Source organism: Pseudoflavitalea sp. G-6-1-2 (genome assembly GCF_012927185.1).
Taxonomy (GTDB): domain Bacteria; phylum Bacteroidota; class Bacteroidia; order Chitinophagales; family Chitinophagaceae; genus Pseudobacter.
In genome coordinates, this window is record NZ_JABBGB010000001.1 from 216329 (window position 1) to 240562 (window position 24234).

The following is a 24234-nucleotide window of genomic DNA, read 5'->3' on the forward strand; positions in this document are numbered from 1 at the left end:
AGACGGCTTTTTTATTTCCATACATTTGCCCTCATCATTGCAGACTATGACAAGCATCCCTCAATTATATTCCATCTATCAGCAATACCCTTCGGTACAAACAGATACCCGTGCGCTCAAAGCCGGCGATCTCTACTTCGCACTGAAAGGGCCCAACTTCAACGGCAATACTTTTGCTCAGGCGGCGCTCGATGCAGGAGCCGCTTATTCGATTGTTGATGAAGCGCCGGCTGTTCCCAATGAGCGGATTCTTGTAGTGGACAATGTGTTGCATACCCTGCAGCAACTGGCCAAACACCATCGTCAGCAATTCAACATACCATTTATTGCTATTACCGGCAGCAACGGAAAAACCACTACCAAGGAACTGGTAAGCACCGTGCTCGCCGCGAAATACAAAACATATACAACCCAGGGCAACCTGAACAATCATATCGGCATTCCGCTTACCATTCTTCGCGTAAAGCCCGATGCAGAAATGGCCGTAATCGAAATGGGCGCAAATCACCAGCTTGAGATCGCCGATTACTGCACCTACACCCTGCCCACCCACGGCATCATCACCAATGCAGGAAAAGCGCACCTCGAAGGCTTCGGTGGCATTGAAGGTGTTCGCAAAGGAAAAGGCGAACTCTATGATTATCTCCGCGCCACCAATGGCACTGCCTTCGTAATGTGGGATTACGATTACCTGCAGCAAATGAGCAAGGGCATTAGCAACATGATCACTTACGGAACAAGTGACGCAACTGTAACCGGACAGGTAGCTCAAAGCGAACCCTTCCTCTCTGTAAACATCAGCAGTGGCAAGCCTTTCAGCATACATTCGAAACTGGTAGGCGCTTACAATCTTCCCAATATTCTGGTAGCAGTTACTGTTGGCCAGCATTTCGGTGTAACCAATGAAGCCATTCAATCGGCCATCGAAAATTACACACCCTCCAACAGCCGCTCTCAGCTGATCACGGCAGGTAGCAATCAGATCATTCTGGATGCCTACAATGCCAATCCAAGCAGCATGCGCGCAGCGATCGAAAACTTTGCATCGCTGAGTGGCAAAGACAAAGTACTGATGTTGGGAGGAATGATGGAACTCGGTCCGGAATCATTGCAGGAGCATCAGCAGATCGTTGACCTCATTAGTCAGTATCCATGGAAAGCTGTGGTGCTGGTAGGCGAAGATTTCAGAAAACTGCAGCATCCGTTCGTGGATCTCGAAAATGCAGCCGCAGCTAAGGAATGGCTCACTGCACAACAATTTGAACACACCCATATTCTGGTGAAAGGATCGCGCAGCATGAAGATGGAGCAGGTGCTTTGATGCCAATCAGTTGGTTTGCTTTAAATATCGCTGAAGCGTTTTCACCTGCGTCATTGCTTTAAGTTGCAACTGGTCTTTTTCTTCTGTCCAGTGTTGTTGAAGCTGCTTCAATTGCAACTGTTCCTCATCCGGCATATGTTGTATGCTGTCTTCATCGAAGTAGGAAAGCGCAATGTATTTGTCGTTGAGATCGCCGAGTAAGGTAGTCAGATCAAGTAATTTTTGATCGCTTTTCCATTCATTGAAAGGATAATTGATTGGCAGCTCCTCTTTCAGTATCTTTTTTACATAGATCAGATCTTTCAGGGCTTTGCGGATACCATGCAGTTCTTCTTCATGCTCCAATGCCAGCAGCAATATTTTGATGGAGGCGATCTTCTGCTGCACAAACTGTCGCACAGTATCTTCATCAATTTTCGACGGCAATTTTTCTCTCAGCTCTTTGATGGAGCTGCTTACGGAAACATCTTCAATATTCAGCACCAGCAACTCTTTGGCAAGAAATAAATCATGGTGCAGACTTTTGATGAACTTCGGAAAGGAATCTTCCTGCGGCTCCAGTTTTTCGAGCACGAGTTGCAGATCGCGAACAGTGCCGCAGCTGCGGTAGATGAGCTTGAGATCGTCGGGCAGTTGCAATTTGCGGTCCGCTACCTGCAATAACCGGATGAATGCCCTGAGCTTCTTGTACGCAACACGAAGGTCGTGAATCATATCAGCCTTGAACTCACCGGGTATCTCCCGGCAAAGGTGCTGAATGGTGCGACCGTAGTTGTTCACCACTTTTGCGAGCTGCTTTTTCATGGTGTGATTTTTTCGCGTTGCCGTTTTTGGCAGTACCGGAAGTTAAGCAAAAAAAGCGACCAGATGATTCCCATCCGGTCGCTTCATTCAAATTGTATATTTCTTTCCGCAGTTGGGCTGCGGTCGGTAACATCTAGTTCTCCAGTGCCTGCAAAATATCAGCGAGAATATCTTCCGCCTTCTCCAGTCCTACAGAAATTCGGATAAGCCCCGGCGTTATATTCACTGCTGCACGTTCTTCTTCCGTGAGCTTTGCATGCGTAGTGCTTGCAGGATGCGAAGCAATGCTTCTGCTATCTCCCAGATTTGCGGTGAGCGACAGCATCTGCAATTTGTCGAGGAAGCTACGGCCCGCTTCCAGTCCACCTTTCAGCTCAAAACAAACAATTCCTCCGCCATTGGTCATCTGCTTTTTGGCGATAGCATGTTGCGGATGGCTGGGCAGCCAGGGATATTTCAGCGAAGCAATGGCAGGATGTTTTTCCAGCTGCTCCGCCAGGAACAACGCATTCTTTCCATGACGCTCCATGCGAACATCCAGTGTTTCGAGACTCTTGCTGAGCACCCATGCATTGAATGGAGACAATGACGGTCCGGTACTGCGGCAGAAAAGATAGATGTCTTTGATCAGCTCTTTCTTTCCTACGATCACGCCACCCAGTACGCGGCCCTGTCCATCCATCCACTTCGTGGCTGAATGCACTACCAGATCGGCACCGAATTCAATCGGACGCTGACCGATAGGCGTAGCAAAACAGTTGTCTACATTGAATATAAGGTTGTGTTTCTTCGCGAGTGCAGAAGCTGCTTCCATATCCACCAGATCGAGACCGGGATTGGTAGGTGTTTCCACAAAGATCATCTTTGTATTCGGACGAACCAGCGCTTCCCATGTTTCCGGTTTGTCTGCTTCGAAGTACGTATACTCGATGCCAAACTTCGGCAGGAATTTAGTGATCACCGTATGCGTGCTTCCGAAGATCGCGTTGCAAACCAGCAGGTGATCGCCCTGCTTCATCAATGCCATGAAAGAAGCGAAGATGGCGCTCATGCCCGATGCCGTTGCATAACCTGCTTCGGCTCCTTCGAGTGCACAAACTTTATCTACAAATTCTTTTACGTTGGGATTGCTGAAACGGCTGTAGATATTGAAATCGGTTTCATCAGCAAAGGTGGCGCGCATTTCTTCCGCATCGTCGAAACAAAAACTGCTGGTGAGGAACATCGGCGTGCTATGTTCCATTTCGTTGGTACGTTCTGTCTGGATACGGATGGCCTTAGTTATGGGATGTTGCTGCATAATAATGTTAGATATTTTGATCGTTCACGCGCACCGTCCAGCTAAGTGAACCGCCTGCACGGCGCAGTGTTTCTGCAACAGAACAATATTTGTCAATGGATAGTTCGGCCGCTCTGTACGCTTTCTGCGGGTCGATCTCTCCTTTCAGTTCAAAAACAATTGTCACATTCTTCCAGAGGGAAGGCTCTTTACCGGGCTCGCGCTCGCCTTCGATCTTCATGGAAAATCCTTCGATATTCTGGCGCTGTTTCTTGAGAATGGATACGATATCGATGGCGCTGCATCCTCCTAACCCCATGAGCAGCAATTGCATGGGCCTTGCTCCAAAATCCGATCCGCCGCCCTCCGTGCTGTTATCTATCTGAACGGTATGGCCGTATGCGTCTTTTGCTTCAAAGCCGTAATCGCCTTTTACCCGTTCCAATTCAATTTTTATCATGGTAAAGATTTTTGCAAATGTAATTCATGCAGGCATTTACTTTGCACCCTGAATCAGTATTGACCGAATGCAGACTTTTCACATCAAACAGCCGTTTCAGCTCGAATCCGGAGAAATATTACCGGAAATCACTATTGCATACCATACTTATGGAACCCTCAAACCCAACAGCAAAGTGGTTTGGGTATGCCATGCCCTTACTGCCAATTCCGATGCAGCCGACTGGTGGAAGGGCGTAATCGGCGAAGGTGATGTGATCAATCCGCAGGAATACTTTATCATTTGTGCTAATATTCTGGGCAGCTGTTACGGCAGCACAGGCCCGCTGAGTACCGATCCCCACACGGGACAGCCATACTATCACAACTTTCCGCTGATCACTATCCGCGATATGGTGCAGGCGCATATCCTGCTCCGCAAACATCTCGGTATAGATCAGATCTGGCTGCTCATGGGCGGCAGCATGGGCGGATACCAGTGTCTGGAATGGAGCGTGATGGAACCTTCTGTGATCCATCAGCTTTTTCTACTGGCCACCTCTCCTACCGAAAGTGCCTGGGGAATCGCCGTTCACACTACGCAACGCCTCGCCATCGAAACCGATGCCACCTGGAAAGAACAACGCCCCGATGCCGGTGCAGCCGGACTCAAAGCCGCGCGTGCCGTGGGCATGCTCACCTACCGCAACTACGGCATTATGGTGAAACATCAGACCGACCCCGATCACTCCAAACTCGACAACTACCGCGCTTCTTCATACATCCATTACCAGGGCGAAAAACTGGTAAAAAGATTCAATGCCTTCACTTACTGGACGCTCACCAAAAGCATGGACAGCCATCATCTCGGCCGCGGCCGCAATGGCGATGTAGAAGCTGTACTGCAAAACATTCAGCAACGCACCCTCATCGTAGGCATCAGCAGCGATATCCTCTGCCCGGTGGAAGAACAGCGCTTCATACAAAGACAACTGCCCAACGCTTCCCTGATTGAAATCGATTCCGCTTACGGCCATGATGGTTTCATGGTGGAAGGAAAAATGATTTCGGAAGAATTGGGCAGATGGCTAAAAAAATAAGCTACTTCTTTCTCAGATCCAGATTGTGGAAATAGAACACCCTGGCTACATGCAGGGTGCGATATTTGTTTCCGGCAGGCAGCTGCTGAAACTGGTTCATGTAACCCACCTGCAATTGATCGTGCTTGTTCACATGATAAGAGAATCCTGCAAAGAAGCGGTTCTGATCAAAGTAATTGTACACGATCTCTTTTCCAAAGTTGATATGCACTTCATCGTTCAGGATCCACGAAAAAGTTCCTGGTTCGAATGGCTTTGATCCGATAGGACCCTGTAACAGAAAATTGTATCGCGCCCTGAAGTTGAAGGCATAGCCATCGGCCAGCTCATCATCGTTCAGGATCTTGCGGCGATAACGTTCTTCCAATCTTACCCACTGCATCGATCTCAGTTTTCCATATTTCGTATGCCACTGAAACTGTTGCCAGGGGCGGTGTTCAGGCTGCGAAACATTTTTGTGATTGTCTGCAGGGAAATGATTCACATAGGCATATCCAACAGTAAGCTTCGCATTATCGTTCAGATAATACGTGAGGCCAACGCGCCCGAGCCCTGTGGAGAAATTGGAAAAGAAATTCTCTTTCGTTCTGATCTGGGCTTCGGCCCAGAATCCCCATTTATCCGAAAGGCGGGTCTGGTTGAAATAGCCCAACCAGACCTGCTCTTCAGAAGTTGTTTGCTTGCTCTGCGAGAATGCCGGGGATATCAGGCAGTTCGTCAGCAGTGCCACAGTAAAAAATTTTCGCATACGACTTGGTTTGTATTAGGATTGCGAAAATAATTTACTTCAGCAATCCGTCAACAGTAATCGCCACATAGTAGATGGCTCCGATTGTTGGTCCGGCTGCATATTGAATGTATCGGTGATTCAGCAGATTTGCGCCACCGCCTTTGATGGTTGTATTCAGCTTTGGAAGTTTTACACTAACCTGTGCATCGATGGTGCTGTATGCAGCCACTTTACCGTTTGCAAGCGGGCTCTCCCAGAGGAAATCATCCTGCCATTTCCACACGATGTTGAAGCCAAGGTTCTTCACTACTTCCCTGTTGCCGAACGATACATTGGTGATCCATTTCGGAGTATTGAAACCAGTGATGAACACATCGCTCGATTTGTTAGACACGATATCGTTGAAGTTCACATTGCCGCCAACCGTGAATTTCTTGTAGAAGATCCAGGTAGCGCCGAGGGATGATCCATAGTTTCGATACTTGTTCTTCGCATTGGTGTACACACGGTAGCGGGTTTGCTTCGATCTGTTATCTGCCACCATATCGATCACAGCCTGATCGGAACCTACTTTGCCGCTGTTGGGCACTGCCACTTCCACCTGTCCTAAAAATCCGTCGTACTCGTTCAGATAGGCATCGATATCCAGAATCAGTTTATTGCCGAACAGTACACTTTTGTAACCAGCTTCAAATGAATTGATGCGTTCAGGTCTGGTGGGCGAAAGCGCAGTTACATCGAGTAACGCACGGTTCTTCAGCGCAGCAGCATTGTCAACTGTTTTGGGAGGAAGAGCAGGATCGCGGTCTTTGTTGTATGCCGCGTTGAATGCATTTACAGAAGCGAGTGTGTAGGAGTTTTCGAGATAACCCAGTCCTTCATTGATATAGCTGAGTCCACCAACACGGCGCACGTTCCCGTTGTTCACGAAGCTCAGGGCCTCGAACAAAGCAGGGTAACGGAATCCGTTCTGGAAGCTCACACGAAAATTATGTTTCTCCGCCAGCGTGTACAGCAAAGCTATGCGGGGATTGAATTTGGGATCGAACTCAGGATTGTGATCGAAACGAAGTGAAGCAAATACTTTCAGTTTTTCATTGAAGAAAGTTTTGGTCACCTGTGCAAAAGCTCCGAATTTTTTATAGTAAACGTTCTTGCCGAAATCATCAGATCCTGGTTTCAAAGGCTGGTTGCGTTCTGCCAACGGACGGGAGAAATCAACGAAGTTGTTACCATCTGGAATCACTTCATAGATCCTTGCATCACCACCAACCAGCAGGTTGAAGATCTTAATCTTGTTGCTGAGATCCCACTGTGCATCCGCATGATACACTCGGCTCTGCTGTTTCAGCCATGCTCCGCCTGTAGCTGGTGCACCTGCTACGCCGCCATTCACGTGATCCCAGTTATTGATACTGATGATTGTTTTCTTCAGATCATCAAAAGCTTTTGTACCGGGCTCTGCTCTTCCGGCATCGGCAGCTACTCTGGCTATGCGCATTGCTGTTGGCAGATCGTTGGTGGCAAGTGCATTCTGCAAAGCAGTTTTGAAATTGTTGCCCCAAACGGTATTGGACGATTGTGTCAGTTGAAGGTTATCTGCCAAGGGTTTCAGGTTGTAGGAATCGCCGGTATTTTCCAGAGAGACATATGTTCTTACGAAGTAGTTATGTCCTTTCAGTTCGAGTTTGTGGTTTTGTACAATCACATTGTCGAGCTGAATTTTGTTTCCGCGCTGGAACACGCCATCCATCTTACCAAACCGGTAACTGTAGCTCAGTTCAGCGTTTTCGCTGAGGCGGTAATGCAGTGCTGCATCGAACTTGAGGTTATCTACTGTCGGCTTCACGAGATCTTTTTCCCAGTAACCTGTTCTGCGGAGAATGAAAGTGCGGTTTGCTCCATTGTAGTTCACACCCTGAATAGTTACGGCGTTGTTGTTCTCATCGCCATATCTGTTCCATGCATCGTAAGCAGGATTGTTGTTAGCACCATTCAGTTCTTTGAAATTCGGATTGGCGGTATTCAGATTGTTGGGGTTCTGATCAGTGGCAGTACTGCTCACCCAATCGGTTCCCCGCAGGTAGCTCGCATTGATCTTGAATGCCCATTTGTTGTGGAAGGCATGTGCGTAGCGGATGGCAGATTCGGTCAACAGACTAACATCTCTGTCTTTTCCATCTACGTGGTTCACTCCTGTTTTATGATAAACGCTCAGGCCCTGATAGGTAAACGGACTCTTCGTAATTAGGTTGGCCATACCATTGATGGCGTTCATGCCATACAGCGCAGAAGCCGCACCCGGCGTGATTTCCACACTGGCGATATCGAGCTCGGTTGGACCGATGGCATTACCGAGCGGCACACCGAGCGTGGCAGCCTGCATATCCACACCATCTACCAGTTGCATGAAACGGAAGTTGTTGGGGATATTGAATCCACGCGTATTGGGTACTTTGAAAGTGAGGCTGGATGTCGTCATCTGAACTCCTTTCACGTTCTCCAACGCATCATAAAAACTTGGGGCAGGTGTTTCGCGGATAGCGCGGATATCGAGCTTCTCGATCGCAACCGGAGACTTGAGGATATTCTCCGCTACGCGGGAAGCTGTTACCACCACTTCGTTACCCAGCACTGTTTGAGTAACCAGCGCTATCTGCAATTTGCTGGCGAGGCTGGTCACCTGCAGCTCCTGTGGTTGAAAACCAACAGAAGTGATCACGAGCGTGAAAGGAAGCTTCTGTTTGGTACGAAGCACAAAAGCACCTGTGCTGTTGGTGATGGTACCTGTTACCGATCCTTTTATCTGAATGCTCACATCGGAAATCGGTTCTTTCTTTTCCTGATCGATTACCAGTCCGGAAATCTCTATCAGGGTTGCTTCCTGAGCCGTTGACGTATCAGGAATAAAATGGCTGAAACTGAGCACCAGCAAAGCATACAGCCACCATCGGCTATAGCGTCCGTTTGCCGCTCGCTTGTTTTGGTGTGATAAGATCCAGTACTGTTGAGGTACAATTTCCTTTCTCATAAAAGTTGGCATTTGATTGTGGGTTGTTTTAATCTGGTTTATGATTTTAGTCTACTGTTTTAGTAGACTATTTGTGTCTAAAAAATTCTCTGCCTTTACACAGAGAATAATATGTGTATCGGACTGGTGTTCTGCTACAGAATCTTCCACAGAATTCTAATGCTCCACAAAATCACCAGACATCCAAGCAGGATGAAGGATGTTTTTCGAGGCAGCTTGCCCGTTAGTTTAGCAGCTAACGGAGCAGCGATCAATCCCCCCACCACCAGCGCCAGAATGGTTTGCCAGTGGCTCACTCCCAGCAAGGTGAAGAAAGTGAAGGCGCTGGCCAGCGTTACAAAGAATTCTGCCAGACTCACCGATCCTATCACATAACGCGGACTGCGTCCCTTGGTGATCAGCGTAGTGGTTACAATTGGTCCCCAGCCACCGCCACCAAACGAATCGAGGAAGCCACCGGCACCTGCCAGCACACCGTATCGCTTGAATTTCTTCTGAGCTTTTTGTTTGCGGAATGCATTCACCAGAATTCGTATTCCGAGAAACAAAGTATAGGCAGCCATAATCGGACGAATGTAATCCACATGCGATTCTCCGAGTTGCGTCAACAGCACAGCACCGAGGATAGCGCCGATCACTCCGGGAATCAGCAATGCCTTGAACAGTTTCTTGTTCACGTTGCCGAACTTATAATGGCTGTATCCCGATGCTCCACTCGCAAACATCTCCGCCGTGTGAATGCTTCCGCTGATTGCAGCAGGGTTCACCCCCGCAGACAACAGAATAGTTGCGCTGGTTACGCCGTAACCCATGCCCAGTGCGCCATCCACCATTTGTGCCAGGAAACCCGCGAGCAGCATGATGGGAAAATTAGGTTCCAGCGATTTTGCCAGATCCACAGCACCTGAACCAATATCCTGCCAGGGCACGTAACTGAAAATAAAATGCCCGATCAGCATCAGCGCAAATACCTGCACCGATCTCGTGGCTATTTTTCTCCATTTACGATCTTTCTCACTTCCTTCTTCTACCAGCACTCTGGTGAGTTCATTGAGTCTTTTTACCTTCTCCGCAAAATTGCCGTTGAGGCGATTGCGCACTGTATGCAGATTGTTCAATACATCGTTCAGTTCAGCAGGCATAGCATGATTCAGTACTTCCTTGATCCGCTTTGCTGCAGTGGGTGATTTTCCGTTTGTTGAAATTGCGATTTTCAATTGTCCTTTCTGCACAATGGAACTGAGATAGAAGTCGCACAGATCGGGCGTATCGGCTACATTGATCAGTACATTCCGGTCACGGCTTACTGTGTAGATCCTTCTGCCTACTTCTTTATTATTGATGGCAACAATTACCAGGTCTTTGTTATCGAGATCAGCTTCTTCAAAATTTCTTTCATGCAGTGCAATACGCGGAAACTTTTCAGCGAGGTTGCGAACAGATTCTCCGATGCTCGGAGCTACCACCGTGATGTTTGCATCGGGTGCATTGTCGAGCATGGCGGATAATTTCTCCAGTCCAACATTGCCGGCCCCTATCAGCAGAACGCGGAGCCCACTCAGTTTCAGGAACACAGGAAAGAGATGATTGCTGTCTGCAATTTCTTCTGTTTTCTGCAATGGATCTTGTATTGAAGTTGCTTCACTCATGATGCTGATTTAGGGTTGGTTTGTACCCAATTATTCCGGATTGTAAAATCACCGAATGTCTCACCTGTATTGCGTTCCCTGCTGTATGTTCCGAGGAGTGTATCAAGCTCCGCGAGTATGGCAGGTTCATCGAGGTTCTCTTTATATTTTGTATTGAGACGATAACCGTATCTGTCGCCGCCGATATGCAGGTTGTATTGTCCATATGCAGTTCCGATCAATCCGATCTCTGCTGCATAGGGTCTTCCGCATCCGTTGGGGCAACCGGTCATGCGAATGGAAATATCATCATCACTCAATCCATGTTTTGCCAGTATCGGTTCAAGTCTGGTGATCAGTGTGGGCAGGTAGCGTTGCGCCTCCGCCAGCGCCAGTGAACAGGTGTTGAAGGCCACACAGGCAATAGCGCTCTTGCGCATGGCGCCTGCATTCTCTGTATGTTCGATGATGCCGAACTGATGCAGCAGCGATTCGATGGCTGGTTTATCAGCTGGTGCAATGTCGCTAAGTATGAGATTCTGATTGCAGGTGAAACGGAAGTTGGCCGCTCCTGTTTTGGCTATTTCCAGCATAGCTGTTTTGAGCGCCACTTTGTCGTCGTCGAGCACGCGGCCGCTTTCCGTAAATACCGTGTAATACCAGTTGCCTTCGTGGTTCTGGAACCACCCATAATCATCGCGACGTTGGGTGAATTCAAATGGTTTTGCCGGTTCGAGTGCAAATCCACATCGGGCTTCCACTTCGGCTTTGAATGCTTCCACACCCATTTTGTCGATGGTGTATTTGAGCCTCGACAACTTACGGTCGCTGCGATTGCCATTATCTCTCTGTACTGTAATTATTTCGTATACCGCTTTGAGTGTTTTCTCTCCCGGCTCAACAAAACCCAGTATGGTGCCCAGTCTCGGATAAGTATTGGCATTGCCGTGTGTAGCTCCGAGGCCGCCACCTGCAGCGATGTTGAAACCGATGAGTTTATTGTTTTCTACGATGGCGATCAATCCGAGATCATTGGCAAACACATCCACATCGTTGTATGGTGGGATGGCAATAGCCACTTTGAATTTTCTGGGGAGGTAGCGATCCTGATAAAGCGGATCTGCTTCTTCTTCCTTGTTGAGCAGTGGTTGCTCATCGAGCCACACTTCGTAATAGGCGCGGGTTTTAGGCAATGCCATCTCACTGATCTTAGCGGCGTAGCTGAAAATTTCTGCATGCAGTTCTGACTGATGCGGATGCGCATTGCAGACAACATTTCTGTTCACATCTCCGCAAGCCGCGATGCTGTCGAGCTGCAGTGTATTGAATGCTTTGATGGTTGGTTTCACATGCGACTTGAGAATGCCGTGCAATTGTATGGTTTGTCTGGTAGTGATCTTGATAGTGCCGGTAGAATGTTCGCCGGCAATATGATGCAGTCCCACCCACTGTTGCGGCGTAAGCAGTCCACCAGGCAGACGGAGACGGATCATATAGGAATACAGCCATTCGAGTTTCTTGGCGGAACGCTCTTCGCGGCGATCACGATCATCCTGCTGATACATTCCGTGGAATTTCACTACGCTCTGATCGTCTTCGCGCAGCGCGCCTGTGGCGCTATCCTGAAGGCTTTGCTTGAGTGTGCCGCGCAGGGCGTCACTCTTTGTTTTGATCCTTTCTACCGGTGAGAGATTATTTTGGTTAGTGCTCATAATGATTTTAATAAACGTCTTTCAAAAATCTGCCTGCGGCTTTTAAGTCTTCCAGGTAATTGATGGCATCTCTGCTGCCCTTTCCTCCAAATCTTTCGATCACCTGCAACACGGCGTATTCAACGTCGGTGCTCATGGGGTCTCTTGTTCCGCAGAGATAGATGTAAGCGCCGTTTTCGAGCCACTTCCACAATTCCCTTCCCTCTTCGAGAATACGGTGTTGCACATAAATTTTGTATTGCTGATCTCTTGAAAAAGCAAGACTTAATTTATGGAGCGTACCGGTCTGAAGCCAGTTCTGAATTTCAGTCTGATAGAGGAAATCAGATACAAAATGCTGCTCTCCGAAGAAGAGCCAATTGCGGCCTGAAGCGCCCGCTGCATCCCGCTCCCAGAGGAATGACCGGAATGGCGCGATGCCTGTACCGGGGCCAATCATGATCAGATCGGCATCAGGCTCCGGCAGGCGGAACTGATTATTGCGATGCACATAAAAATCCAGTTCTGCATTCTCATCGTGCTGCGAAAGAAAATCGGAGCAGAGTCCGCGCTTGCATTCGCCATTCACGAAGAAGGTATCACGTGCAACAGTGAGGTGGATCTCTCTGTCGTGCGCAGATGGTGAAGATGAGATGGAATACAATCTTGGCGTGATTGGTTCCAGCAATGCGATCACTTCTTCAAATTGCGCAGCATCTTTTACCGGATAGATCTTCAGCAGATCGAGCAGTCCGATGCGGGTTGCGGGGATATCCTGCTGCACCAGCTTCGCATACTGCTTTACCACACGCTCTGGCAGGTAAACAATATTAAGACGATTACGGAGCAACTGTTCTGCAGGCAGTGCCTCATTTCTGTGATTGATGATCACGGAAGGATTGATGCCCGTGAGTGACAGAATCGCGTTCACTGTCGACTGTGGATTATGTGGCACGATGCCAATGCTGTCGCCAGGCAAATAATCCACATCTTCTTCCACTCCTATTTCGATATGATAGGTTTCTTTCGATGATCCACGATCATTCAGATTTATATTGCCGAGTATAGAACCCGTATATGTTTTTTTACTGTGCAGTTTTTTCGCAGGCGCAGCAACAGCCGCCTGTGGCGCGGGTTGCGCGGCTCCGCTCAGCAATTGCAATACAGAACTGAACCAAGTGGCCGCATCGGCTTCGTAGTCGGTGTCGCACTTTTGAAGCGGCACCACTCTTTGTCCACCGAGTTTGGATAATTGCTCATCCACATCTTCCCCTGCCTTGCAGTAAAGCGGATAAGAAGTATCACCAAGGGCGAGCACGCTGAATTTCAATTGCGGCAGTTTTGCTCCGTTCTGATGAATATGATCGTAGAATTTCTTTGCGGTGGCAGGAGGTTCACCATCTCCCTGCGTACTGATGATGGCAAAGAAATATTCTTCTTTGCTGAGATCGTTCAGGCGATACTGATCGAGGCCTACGAGCTTTGCATTTACGCCGGCCTTTTTGGCCTTCGCAGCAAAATCGGTGGCGAGTTTTTTTGAATTGCCGGTTTCGGTTCCGTAAGCAAGTGTAATTTTCTGCACGGCAGGCTTCGAAGGTGCAGGTTGCTGCAGAATGTTGGCTACTTCCTGAATGGCGGCAGCAGTGGATTCTGCCGGGCGTTCCAGCAATCCGGCCAGGTATCCGTTCATCCATACCAGCTCTTCGCGTGTGGATGTGCGCACCAGCTCCAGCAGTGTCTTCAGTTTAGGCTCTACTAGCATTTTGATTGGCTTTTTCTGTAGCAACTGTCGATGCAGTGAACAATTTGGCTACCGGTTTGAAATATGTTTCGCGTGTAGGGCTATTGGCAATCCAGGCGAATTGCTGGTGCAATGCCACCACTTTTCCGATGATCACCAGTGCAGGACTGAGAAAGGTTTTCCCTTTCCAGTTTTCCGCATAGCTGTAGAGGTTGGTTACATCTACCTGCTGTTGCGGAGTTGTTGCCTGTTCTACCACGGCCAGCAGTTTCTCATCACTGATACCGTGTTTCAGCAGATTGGCCACAACGCCATCCAATGTTTCGGACGACATATAGAACACCAGCGTATCATCGGTAGCGGCGAGATCTTTCCAGTACTGGTCGTTGATCACTTCATTGCGATAGAAAGTGAGAAACCGAACGGCAGTGCTGTACTGTCTTGCAGTGAGCGGAATGCCTGCGTAAGCGGCAGCGCCCAATGCGGCAGTAACGCCGGGGATGATCTCATACGCAATGTCCGCGTCTTTCAGCGCCTGCAATTCGTCGAGCACATTGGAGAAGATACTTACATCGCCTCCTTTCAATCGCACAACCAGTTTGCCTTTCAGCGCGTATTCCACCATCAGTTCGTTGATGGTTTCCTGCGGCGTGCTGGCTCCGCGGCGACACTGTTTTCCTACTGCAATGATCTCTGCTTCTGATTTTACATACTGCGATAACACCTGCTCGCTGACCAGTCTGTCTGCCAGCACCACGTCTGCCTGTTGCAGGTAACGCAGCGCTTTCAGTGTGAGCAATTCGGGATCACCCGGACCGGCCCCAGCGATGATCACTTTTCCTGTTGTTGGGTAGTTTGGCATAATTGTCTACTTTTTTAGTAGATTATTGGGGCACAAAAAAAAGCAGTGCCCTGTTTTGTTGTTCTTTATGCGGAAGCGATATCGCGCTTCCCTAAAATGCCATTGACGGCATCGGTAAAAGAAAAATCTTTCTTAGCAACTACTTCGCTCTTGTGATACACCAGTGATCCCGCAGGTACGGGATAGGTGATCCACACATTCCCACCGATTGTGCTGTTCTTTCCGATCACTGTTTCGCCGCCCAGAATAGTGGCGCCCGAATAAATGATCACATTGTCTTCAATGCTCGGATGTCTTTTGCCACTGCTCTTTTCTCTTCCTCCGCTTAAAGCGCCGAGGGTTACTCCCTGATAGATGCGCACATTGCTGCCGATCTCGGTGGTTTCTCCAATCACAATGCCAGTGCCGTGATCGATGAAGAAAGATTCGCCGATGGTTGCACCGGGATGAATATCGATACCCGTTTTGCTGTGCGCATACTCGGTGAATAATCTTGGCAGGATCTTTACCTGCTGCTTCCAGAGCTGATGCGCAAAGCGATATACAGCAATAGCGAAGAAACCGGGATAGGCGATGATCACTTCTTCGAGACTCTCAGCTGCCGGATCCCATGCGGAGATGGCTGCCGCATCTTTCAGCAGCAATGCATGTACTGCAGGAAGCTCTTCAAAAAATTTGTCTGTGATCGCCTGCGTTTGATCACCATTATGCACTACATCGTACACGAGTGTAGACAAATGACTTTTTAGTGATTCGTACTCATTCTCAAATTCGGTAAAGCCCAGTTGCCTTCCGGCACGCGGTACAAACAGCAACGCAAACAGCTGATCGATGAACTGCTCTGTGGTAGCCTTGTCAGGGAACTGCTGTGTATTCTTCAGCTTCAGCTGATACAAATGTTTTACAAATTCTGCGCTCATGTTGGTAGTTTTAGATTGATCACTGAATCATGCAGGCACCAACTGTAACATGACTTGTCTCATCGATGAGGATGGCTCCGCCATTCACACGCAGCTCACTGTATGCATCGAAAGCTACCGGCGATGCCGTTTTGATCGTAGCCCTGATCACATCGTTCAGTACAGCCTGCTGTGGATTGGCTTCCTGCAGAAGGGTATTCACATCCAGCTTGTATGAGATTTCACGAACAGCCGCACGTACCTGCCTGCTGTTGATCTGTAATAAATATTTGTTTCCGGGAACTAGTGGTTTGTTGTCCATCCAGCAGAGCAATACTTCCAACTCCTGTTCTGTTTTAGGCACATCGTTGGAAAGGGCGATCACATCTCCCCTGCTCACATCCACATTATCTGCGAGATGCAGCACAACGCTTTGCGGCGCAAATGCTTCCTCCACCTCTTTTCCTCCCAACTCAATGGCTTTGATAGTGCTGCTTACACCCGATGGGAATACGGTTACCTGATCACCTTTTTTGTACACACCGCTGATGATCTTGCCGGCATAGCCGCGATAATCGTGCAGGTCTTCTGTCTGAGGGCGGATCACATACTGCACAGGGAAACGCGCATGCTTCAGGTCTACATCATCTTCCAGGCGCACTTCTTCGAGGAATTGCAGCAGCGACGGTCCTTCGTACCAGAGGGTCTTGTCGGTTTTCTCAACAATATTGTCTCCATTCAGTGCGCTGATAGGAATATAGGTTACATTCTTCAGGCCGAGGCTTTGCGCTACATGCGCATAGTCGATGAGAATATTGTTGTATACATCCTGTGAGTAATCTACCATATCCATTTTGTTCACGGCAACCACAATGTGCGGAATGCCTAAGAGTGAAGCAATGATGGAATGCCTTCTCGTTTGCTCTACCACGCCGTTTCTTGCGTCGATGAGAATAATGGCGAGGTCTGCATTGGATGCTCCGGTAACCATATTCCTTGTGTATTGAATATGGCCCGGCGCATCTGCTATGATGAATTTCCTGTTGGGTGTAGAGAAATATTTGTACGCAACGTCAATGGTGATGCCCTGCTCGCGCTCGGCACGGAGTCCGTCTGTAAGCAGCGCCAGGTCTATCTCTCCCTCTTCTTTATTCTTGCTCTGCTTTTCGATGGCTTCGAGCTGATCGATCATGATGCTCTTGCTGTCGTAGAGCAATCTGCCGATAAGCGTACTCTTTCCGTCGTCTACGCTGCCTGCTGTTATAAATCGCAAAAGGTCCATTGATATAATTATTCGGTTATTGTTAATTGTTAGTTAGAAGTATCCATTCTTTTTACGGTCTTCCATGGCTGCTTCCGATACTTTGTCGTCGATGCGGGTTTCGCCGCGTTCGCTGGTTTTGGTGGCAGTGATCTCGCGGATGATATCATCGAGCGAATCGGCCGACGATTCTACTGCCGCAGTACAGGTCATGTCTCCCACGGTACGGTAGCGCACCTGTTTGGTATGCACTACATCTTTGTCTTCGAGCTGAATGAAATCGGATACTGCTACCAGCTGTCCTTCGTGTTCAATCACTTTGCGATCGTGTGCAAAGTAGATGGATGGAAGTGCGATCTTTTCGCGGCGGATATAGTTCCAGATATCGAGCTCCGTCCAGTTGCTGATGGGGAACACGCGCACATTCTCACCTTTGTGGATCCTGCCGTTGAAGATATTCCAGAGCTCAGGACGTTGCCGCTTGGGGTCCCACTGACCGAACTCGTCACGAACGGAGAATATGCGTTCTTTGGCTCTTGCTTTTTCTTCGTCACGTCTTGCACCGCCGATGCAGGCATCGAATTTGAATTCCTCGATGGTATCGAGCAGGGTGTAGGTCTGCAGGGCATTACGGCTGGCGAACTTTCCTTTTGGCTCGGTAAGATTCCGGGCTTTGATGGTATCTTCCACATTACGAACAATGAGCTTCTCTCCGATTTCGGCTGCAAGCGCATCGCGGAACTGTAAGGCTTCTGGGAAATTGTGTCCTGTATCGATATGTACCAGCGGGAAAGGAAATTTCCCCGGGCGGAATGCTTTCAATGCCAGATGTACGAGTGTAATGGAATCTTTTCCTCCTGAGAACAATAGAGCTGGCCGCTCAAATTGTCCTGCCACTTCGCGGAAGATATGTATGGCTTCCGACTCCAACTGGTCTAAATAATCTAATCTGGGCATACTCACAATTGTTGTTATATAAATTCACCGGATGTAACCGGAATGGGTTCGATCGCATGATCATTATCAGTTCGCTGTTCTAGTTGCTTACGTGAAGGCCGCATTCTTTTTTGCTGGCATCTTCCCACCACCATCTTCCTGCACGGAAATCTTCACCGGGGCGGATGGCTCTTGTACAGGGTTGACAGCCGATGCTTACGAAGCCTTTATCGTGCAACACATTGTAAGGCACATTGTGTTTACTGATGTATTGCTGCACTTCGGCTGAAGTCCAGTTCAGGAGCGGGTTGTACTTCACAATATTATTTGCGGCATCCCACTCGATGAGACTGTGCCCGGTACGTTCGGGAGAGTGCTCTGCACGGAGGCCGGTGATCCAGATGGCATGTCCTTGCAGTGCGCGTTTGAGTGGTTCCACTTTTCTGATATGGCAACACAGCTTTCTGTTTTCCACCGATTCATAAAAGGCATTGGGCCCTTTTGTGGTGATGAACTTTTCGAGGTTGCGGTAATCAGGAAAATATGCTTTGATCTGCGTATGATAACGATCGTTTGTGCTGCTCCAGGTTGAATAGGTTTCGGCAAATAATCTTCCCGTATCGAGTGTGAACAGTTCTATGGGCAACTGATTGCTGAGTATCTCGTGTGTGATCACCTGATCTTCTGCACCGAAGCTGGTAGAGAATGTTATCTGACCGGGAAACTTCTGAATCAGCAGGCGCAGGAACTCCTGCATACTTAATCTACCTGAGTAGTAGACTAATTCCTGAAGATAATCTGGTATTGTTACGTTCATAATTTATTTGCATCAAGTTCTGGTGAAACCTATTGGGAGACAATTGTACAGAGGGAGGGACGAGCGTGCGTATCAACAGCTGTAACAGGCGTTACAACAACAACAGCTATTATGTTTAATTATATGAGGCATCGATAGCATAGTGATACTGCTTGTAAAACAAAGATAATGGGAATGGTTCAACCACAAAAAATTATTTCCACTATTTTGGTAGACTATTCGAAAAATAGTCGCTAACAGCTGTTTGCCTATTGATAAATATCCATATGTATCCTGCTGGTTATGCTGCTCCCAAACTGAAACTGCGCGTTTTTCATCCGGTCCTCTCCGCTTAGGCTTTAACAGGAAATTGACTATCTTAACAGCTGTTAGCAGACCAATATCCCTAAATGTCCCATAATGAAGCATTTCTACTTTTTACTGGCCGCATTGGCGTTCTTTCAGTTGCCTGTATCCGCGCAGGAAAAAAAGCTTCCGCCCCAGCTGAAAACGGCCACCATTACGGATAAGATGAATATTCAGTCTGTGAAACTAACAGATGACGTTCGTCAGCGCATGCAGTACAGGAGAAAGAATTATGTGATGCTTCGCTTCGACCGGCTGCCGGGCGCCTCACAAAAAAATGAACTTTCCAGCCAGGGCATTCAGCTCTTCGATTATATTCCGGGTAATGCATACTTCGCAGAACTGCCGGCAGATATGCCACTCGCCAATTTGAAAAAATATGCTGTGAATGCAGTGTATTTTCCGGATGCCTCGCTGAAAATAGCTGCGTCTTTGCAGAACAGGCAGCCAGGTGCAGATGAAACGGTGGCTGTGCATTTTGCAGGCAATCTTACTCATGCAGATGTGTTGCAGCAATTGCAGCTGACAGGAGCACAGCTCAGAGAGAATCCGATACAACCAGAAAACACCCTGTTTGTGCAGGCAGACTCAGCTGCTGTAAGAAAAATAGCTGCGCTTCCTTTTGTTACTTACGTGCATGTACAAGCGCTGAAAGATGTTCCGCTCAACAACAAAAGCCGTGCAGCCATCGGCATCAGTTCGCTGGCAGATGCCACAGGCAGAAACTTACAGGGAAAGCAGGTAACCATTGGAGTGGGTGATGCAGGAGATCCTACCCATCTCGATTTTACCGGCAGACTGATCAACCGCAACCCTGCCCCTGCAGCTTCGCATGGCGTTCATACTACAGGAACCGCTGCAGGAGCGGGCTTGCTGAATCCCCGATATATGGGCATGGCCCCCAAAGCCACCATCGTATCGGATTATTTCAGCGGCATTCTGGTGAATACACCACTGTACATGAGCAAGTACGCCATGGTGCTCACCAACAACTCTTACGAATCGAGTACGCCGGGATGTGCAGGCACAGGCGAGTATGATGCCCTCTCCAATTACACAGACGCTCAGCTCTTCAACAATCCTACCCTGCTTCACGTATTTGCAGTGGGTAATGATGGAGGCAAAACATGCGCTCCGTTCGCTCCGGGATTCGCCACAGTAAGATCCGGCTATCAGAGCAGCAAGAACGCACTCGTAGTGGGTGCTTATAATACCAACGATGATCTCATAGCTGGTGGCTCCAGCCGTGGCCCCGCAAAAGACGGACGCATCAAGCCGGAAGTAATGGCCGGAGGGATTTCCGTTTTTTCTTCTACCATCAACAATGGCTATGGCGCCATCAGTGGCACCAGCATGGCATCACCGGCGGTTACCGGATCCCTGGCGCTGCTGTACGAAAGATACCGTCAACTGCATGGAGGTACCGACCCAAATGCAGGCCTGATAAAAGCGCTGGCCTGCAACGGAGCAGAAGATATGGGCGAACCCGGACCCGATTACACATGGGGCTTCGGTAAACTCAATGCACGGACAGCTGTTGAAATGCTCGAACAGAATCAGTACTTCGCTGCATCGGTCACCAACGGAAACAACAACACACATACGATCAACATCCCTGCCGGACTTGCCCAGCTGAAAGTTTTGCTCTACTGGGTAGACCCGCCCGCAACCCCACTCGCATCCACTGCACTTGTGAACAATCTCGACCTCACAGTAACAGGTACAGATGCCATGCAGCACCATCCGCTGATCCTGAATCCCCTGCCGGCAAAAGCCGACAGCACGGCCAAAGAAGGGGTCGACAATCTCAACAATATCGAACAGGTGGTGATCAGCAACCCACCTGCCGGGTCGGTGAACATACTTGTAAACGGAACCAATATTCCATCCGGACCACAACAATACTTTGTAGTATACCAGCTCATAGAGCCCTCCATTACAGTAACCTATCCAACAGCAGGAGAAACGTTTGTGCCCGGCGAAATTGAAAAGATACGGTGGAGCGCTTACGACAACAGCACCGATCCATTCACAGTTGAATATTCCGGGGACAATGGCAGCAACTGGACGGTGCTCAGCAATTCAGTGCCGTCAGATGCACGCTTCTATGATTTTACAGTACCCTCTGTTTCAGCAAAGCAAGCGCTGATAAGGGTTTCAAGAAATTCCACCACCGATGTAAGCGACAAACCATTCACCATACTTGGTCAGCCGCTGATTACGCTGGCCAATACCTGCCCTGGTTACGTGAATATCAGCTGGCCCGCCATCACCGATGCCGACAATTATGAAATAATGATGCTCAGCGGAGACAGTATGACTGTTGTTGCCAGCACTAACGCAACAGCTTATACGCTGAATTCACTTCGCATTGATACTACCTGCTGGATCGCTGTAAGAGCACTCATCAATGGAGTACCCGGAAGAAGATCAGTGGCCGCATCCATCATCCCCTCCGGAGGAACCTGTACCGGAACTGAATTCAACAATGATCTTACAGCGTTCCTGCTGATCAACCCCAAAAACGGAAGGCAGTTCACACCTTCTCAACCAGGCACTGTTCCTGTAAGAATCCGCTTACGCAATCTGGGAGGCATTCCTACCAGTGGCCCTTATCAGCTGTCTTATCAAATAAATAATGGTGCAGTGATAACCGAAAGCAGCAACGTTGTAATCGCGGCAGGTGCTTCCAGGGATTATGCATTTGCAACAGCTGAAAATTTCGGTACGCCCGGCATCTATAAGATAAAGGCATGGGTGCGATATGCAGCTGATGCAGTATTGAAAAACGATACCGTTGTTACAACTGTTAAACATCTTCCCAATCCTGCAATTACGCTCAACCCATCCTTTACCGAAAGTTTTGAGTCGGCGGACGAAAGAACTTATTCAGTATCTACTTTCGGGCTGGAAGGTCTTGACCGGGCAGACTTCAACACCGGTTTTGTAAATAGCAGAGGAAGAACAGGTGAACCCGGTTTTGCAAAAACCGGTATCCGTTCTATGCTGCTCGATCAGAAAAGGTATGCCAGCCCGGCTACTCCAGACAGCGCAACACTCACTTTCAATCTCTCTTCATACAACTCAACCGACCAGATCTGGCTCGATTTCTTTTACAAAAATCAGGGCATTGATTTTTCACTGCCGGGAAATCGTGTTTGGATAAGAGGCGCGGAGGGCAATGCATGGCTACCTGTATTTACGCTTCCTGCAACTGTAGATGAAGTAGGCATTTACAAAGCAGCCCCAAGCATCAACATTACTGAAACCCTTGCTGCTGCTTCACCAGCGCAGACAATAGGCGCCGGTTTTCAGGTGAGGCTTGGCCAGCAGGGATTCACATCCGCCAATACTCCCACCTCCGACAACCTGATGGAAGACGGCATTACTTACGACGATATTAAACTCACCCGCACTTCGGGTGATGTAGGAGTTGTATCATTGGTGAATCCGTCTTATCCCGGCATCTGTGCATTAACCAATGCCGAGCCGATCAAAGTTCAGATAAAGAACTACAGCAACGGCGCCATCAGCAATGTGCAGGTTGCTTATGAGTTGAATGGAACGGTTGTGTCTGAAACAGTTTCATTGAATGCAGGCGAAAGCAAAACATATCAGTTTGCATCAACCGCAAATCTTTCAGCATTTCAGCAGTATGCCATCCGCGCATGGGTGCATGCAACGGGCGACAGTTATGTGAACAACGATACGCTCGCGATGATCCGCTTCACTACAGCACCCGTGATCAACAGTTTCCCTTATCTCGAAACATTTGAATCCAACAACGGTTACTGGTATCCCGGCGGATACAACAGCAGCTGGGAATGGGGCAAGCCGCAAAAGACCGTCATCAATAAAGCGGCCAACGGCATCAACGCATGGGTTACCTCACTCAATGGCAATTACAACAATGCAGAATTGTCTTACCTGTATTCTCCCTGTTTCAATCTTACCGGCATGACAAAACCAGTGCTTTCATTCAGTCATATTTCTCTGATGGAAGATGCATGTCTCTGCGACAACCATTGGATGGAATACAGCACCAATGATGTTACCTGGACCAAGCTCGGCACCTACGGAGTAGGCAGCAACTGGTACAATCATCCGGGCCACATCATCTGGTATTTTTCTATGCCAGCATGGAGAGAATCTTCCATTGCACTTCCCGTAACCAGCGGCCGCATTCGTTTCCGTATGGTAATCAGAAGCGATCCCGGATTCAACACAGAAGGCGTGGCAATCGATGATGTACATATCTTCGACAAAGCCCGTGTATATGCGGGACCAGATATCCCTGCGGGTATCACGCAGGTGGTGAACGGCAATAACTGGATTGAATTTAAATCGGGCAATGATATCATTGCAGCGATCAATCCACAGGGACAGAACCTTGGTTCCACCACAGTAAAAGTTTTCCGCAATACCGGTGCCGTCCGCAGCAACAGCGATCAGTATTATCTCGATAGAAATATTGTGATCAAACCGGCAACAGCGCCATCTTCACCTGTGCTTGTACGATACTATTTCCTTGAATCAGAATCACAGGCATTGATCAATGCCAGCGGATGCGCTACCTGCTCCAAGCCATCAGACCCTTACCAGCTGGGCATTACACAATACAGTGGTGCAACCGCCGAAGAAAACGGAAGTCTCAGCGACAACCATACCGGCACGTATCAATTCATTCCGCCAACACAGGTGAACATCATACCTTACGACAGTGGTTACTATGCAGAATATGCAGTGAGCCATTTCTCAGAATTCTGGCTCAATGGTGGCGGCCCAGGACAAAACAAACCGCTTCCGGTTACGCTCACTTCATTCACGGCCACGCGTAAGAATAATGCAGCCCTGCTTCAGTGGGAAACTTCGCAGGAGATCAATACAAAATCTTTCACCATCGAAAAGAGCACAAACGGTGTTCACTATATTCCGGTTGGCACAGTAGCAGCGGCTGGCAACAGCGAAAGCGCCATCCGCTATCAGTTTACGGACCCGATGTTATCCAATGGAACAAACTATTATCGATTACTCATCACCGATATAGACGGCAGAACAAGTTACTCGCCGATCAGAACCATTCAGGTATCGGACGTAGCAGAAAGTCTGCAGGTGTATCCCAATCCCGTTGTACGCGGTATGCTGTATATCAGAAGCAGCAGAGAGATCAGCAACATTGAACTTACAGACGTAACAGGAAGGATACTGCTTCGGAAAACAATCGCCGGAACCCAGTACCAGCTTCCGATGCAGGGATTTGCCAAAGGAGTATATCTCCTCAATATTTATACGCAGAGCGGCAAAAAAACACAACGGATTGTGAACGGAGAATAATTACCTAATTTTGCTGC

Annotated in this window: 16 protein-coding genes; 3 read left to right on the forward strand and 13 right to left on the reverse strand. The window is 48.5% G+C overall.

Translation table 11 applies throughout. The features are described from left to right. The first annotated feature begins 46 nt into the window (after positions 1 to 46). Positions 47 to 1321, forward strand: coding sequence for a UDP-N-acetylmuramoyl-tripeptide--D-alanyl-D-alanine ligase (gene murF, locus HHL16_RS00830; RefSeq protein ID WP_169423248.1), 1275 nt, complete (start codon positions 47 to 49; stop codon positions 1319 to 1321). 6 nt (positions 1322 to 1327) lie between these two features. Here the strand turns inward: murF and HHL16_RS00835 are convergent, their stop codons facing one another. The 3 genes from HHL16_RS00835 to HHL16_RS00845 all read right to left on the reverse strand — a co-directional run bounded on the left by HHL16_RS00835 (position 1328) and on the right by HHL16_RS00845 (position 3864). Continuing rightward, positions 1328 to 2125 carry a CHAD domain-containing protein gene (locus HHL16_RS00835; protein ID WP_169423249.1) on the reverse strand — a complete coding sequence of 266 codons (798 nt, stop codon included), beginning with the start codon at positions 2123 to 2125 and terminating at the stop codon, positions 1328 to 1330. A gap of 133 nt (positions 2126 to 2258) precedes the next feature. Continuing rightward, complete coding sequence (locus HHL16_RS00840) at positions 2259 to 3425, reverse strand: aminotransferase class I/II-fold pyridoxal phosphate-dependent enzyme (RefSeq protein WP_169423250.1); 1167 nt, start codon at positions 3423 to 3425, stop codon at positions 2259 to 2261. A 7-nt stretch (positions 3426 to 3432) separates the two neighbouring features. Continuing rightward, on the reverse strand, positions 3433 to 3864 hold the full coding sequence (locus HHL16_RS00845) for an OsmC family protein (RefSeq protein WP_169423251.1): 432 nt from the start codon (positions 3862 to 3864) through the stop codon (positions 3433 to 3435). A 67-nt stretch (positions 3865 to 3931) separates the two neighbouring features. On the opposite strand from HHL16_RS00845, the gene metX reads away from it, so the two are divergent. Next, the gene (gene metX, locus HHL16_RS00850; RefSeq protein ID WP_169423252.1) at positions 3932 to 4942 is read left to right on the forward strand and encodes a homoserine O-acetyltransferase; all 1011 of its coding nucleotides are present in this window, start codon (positions 3932 to 3934) and stop codon (positions 4940 to 4942) included. Between the two features lies 1 nt (position 4943). On the opposite strand, the gene HHL16_RS00855 is transcribed toward metX, so the two are convergent. From HHL16_RS00855 to HHL16_RS00900, 10 genes are all read right to left on the reverse strand, one after another. Next, on the reverse strand, positions 4944 to 5690 hold the full coding sequence (locus tag HHL16_RS00855; RefSeq protein ID WP_169423253.1) for a DUF2490 domain-containing protein: 747 nt from the start codon (positions 5688 to 5690) through the stop codon (positions 4944 to 4946). Positions 5691 to 5724: 34 nt separating this feature from the next. After that, positions 5725 to 8703, reverse strand: a complete 2979-nt coding sequence (locus tag HHL16_RS00860) for a TonB-dependent receptor (RefSeq protein ID WP_169423254.1) — start codon at positions 8701 to 8703, stop codon at positions 5725 to 5727. A 134-nt stretch (positions 8704 to 8837) separates the two neighbouring features. Beyond that, complete coding sequence (locus tag HHL16_RS00865) at positions 8838 to 10352, reverse strand: TSUP family transporter (RefSeq protein WP_169423255.1); 1515 nt, start codon at positions 10350 to 10352, stop codon at positions 8838 to 8840. Next, a complete protein-coding gene (cysI, locus tag HHL16_RS00870; protein ID WP_169423256.1) occupies positions 10349 to 12043 on the reverse strand; it encodes an assimilatory sulfite reductase (NADPH) hemoprotein subunit in 1695 nt (564 codons plus the stop codon). Before cysI ends, HHL16_RS00865 begins: the two co-directional genes overlap by 4 nt. Before the next feature lie 7 nt (positions 12044 to 12050). Then, positions 12051 to 13784, reverse strand: coding sequence for a flavodoxin domain-containing protein (locus HHL16_RS00875; RefSeq protein ID WP_169423257.1), 1734 nt, complete (start codon positions 13782 to 13784; stop codon positions 12051 to 12053). Further along, positions 13768 to 14625 (reverse strand): uroporphyrinogen-III C-methyltransferase, encoded by an 858-nt coding sequence (gene cobA, locus HHL16_RS00880; protein WP_169423258.1) that lies wholly within the window; start codon positions 14623 to 14625, stop codon positions 13768 to 13770. The genes HHL16_RS00875 and cobA overlap by 17 nt, the downstream gene beginning before the upstream one ends. Before the next feature lie 65 nt (positions 14626 to 14690). Beyond that, positions 14691 to 15545 carry a serine O-acetyltransferase EpsC gene (epsC, locus tag HHL16_RS00885; protein WP_169423259.1) on the reverse strand — a complete coding sequence of 285 codons (855 nt, stop codon included), beginning with the start codon at positions 15543 to 15545 and terminating at the stop codon, positions 14691 to 14693. 19 nt (positions 15546 to 15564) lie between these two features. Beyond that, positions 15565 to 16806, reverse strand: coding sequence for a GTP-binding protein (locus HHL16_RS00890; protein ID WP_169423260.1), 1242 nt, complete (start codon positions 16804 to 16806; stop codon positions 15565 to 15567). Positions 16807 to 16839: 33 nt separating this feature from the next. Then, positions 16840 to 17742, reverse strand: a complete 903-nt coding sequence (cysD, locus tag HHL16_RS00895; protein ID WP_169423261.1) for a sulfate adenylyltransferase subunit CysD — start codon at positions 17740 to 17742, stop codon at positions 16840 to 16842. A 79-nt stretch (positions 17743 to 17821) separates the two neighbouring features. Further along, entirely contained in the window at positions 17822 to 18538 is a 717-nt protein-coding gene (locus tag HHL16_RS00900) for a phosphoadenylyl-sulfate reductase (protein WP_169423262.1), read from the reverse strand. Between the two features lie 399 nt (positions 18539 to 18937). Between HHL16_RS00900 and HHL16_RS00905 the strand changes: the two genes are divergently transcribed. Next, positions 18938 to 24217 carry a S8 family serine peptidase gene (locus HHL16_RS00905; RefSeq protein ID WP_169423263.1) on the forward strand — a complete coding sequence of 1760 codons (5280 nt, stop codon included), beginning with the start codon at positions 18938 to 18940 and terminating at the stop codon, positions 24215 to 24217. Positions 24218 to 24234: the final 17 nt, after the last annotated feature.

Bases quoted from the DNA above. Each gene is read 5' to 3' on its own strand.
- murF (WP_169423248.1), top strand. From the start codon at position 47: ATGACAAGCATCCCTCAATTATATTCCATCTATCAGCAATACCCTTCG.
- HHL16_RS00835 (WP_169423249.1), bottom strand. From the start codon at position 2,125: ATGAAAAAGCAGCTCGCAAAAGTGGTGAACAACTACGGTCGCACCATT.
- HHL16_RS00840 (WP_169423250.1), bottom strand. From the start codon at position 3,425: ATGCAGCAACATCCCATAACTAAGGCCATCCGTATCCAGACAGAACGT.
- HHL16_RS00845 (WP_169423251.1), bottom strand. From the start codon at position 3,864: ATGATAAAAATTGAATTGGAACGGGTAAAAGGCGATTACGGCTTTGAA.
- metX (WP_169423252.1), top strand. From the start codon at position 3,932: ATGCAGACTTTTCACATCAAACAGCCGTTTCAGCTCGAATCCGGAGAA.
- HHL16_RS00855 (WP_169423253.1), bottom strand. From the start codon at position 5,690: ATGCGAAAATTTTTTACTGTGGCACTGCTGACGAACTGCCTGATATCC.
- HHL16_RS00860 (WP_169423254.1), bottom strand. From the start codon at position 8,703: ATGAGAAAGGAAATTGTACCTCAACAGTACTGGATCTTATCACACCAA.
- HHL16_RS00865 (WP_169423255.1), bottom strand. From the start codon at position 10,352: ATGAGTGAAGCAACTTCAATACAAGATCCATTGCAGAAAACAGAAGAA.
- cysI (WP_169423256.1), bottom strand. From the start codon at position 12,043: ATGAGCACTAACCAAAATAATCTCTCACCGGTAGAAAGGATCAAAACA.
- HHL16_RS00875 (WP_169423257.1), bottom strand. From the start codon at position 13,784: ATGCTAGTAGAGCCTAAACTGAAGACACTGCTGGAGCTGGTGCGCACA.
- cobA (WP_169423258.1), bottom strand. From the start codon at position 14,625: ATGCCAAACTACCCAACAACAGGAAAAGTGATCATCGCTGGGGCCGGT.
- epsC (WP_169423259.1), bottom strand. From the start codon at position 15,545: ATGAGCGCAGAATTTGTAAAACATTTGTATCAGCTGAAGCTGAAGAAT.
- HHL16_RS00890 (WP_169423260.1), bottom strand. From the start codon at position 16,806: ATGGACCTTTTGCGATTTATAACAGCAGGCAGCGTAGACGACGGAAAG.
- cysD (WP_169423261.1), bottom strand. From the start codon at position 17,742: ATGCCCAGATTAGATTATTTAGACCAGTTGGAGTCGGAAGCCATACAT.
- HHL16_RS00900 (WP_169423262.1), bottom strand. From the start codon at position 18,538: ATGAACGTAACAATACCAGATTATCTTCAGGAATTAGTCTACTACTCA.
- HHL16_RS00905 (WP_169423263.1), top strand. From the start codon at position 18,938: ATGAAGCATTTCTACTTTTTACTGGCCGCATTGGCGTTCTTTCAGTTG.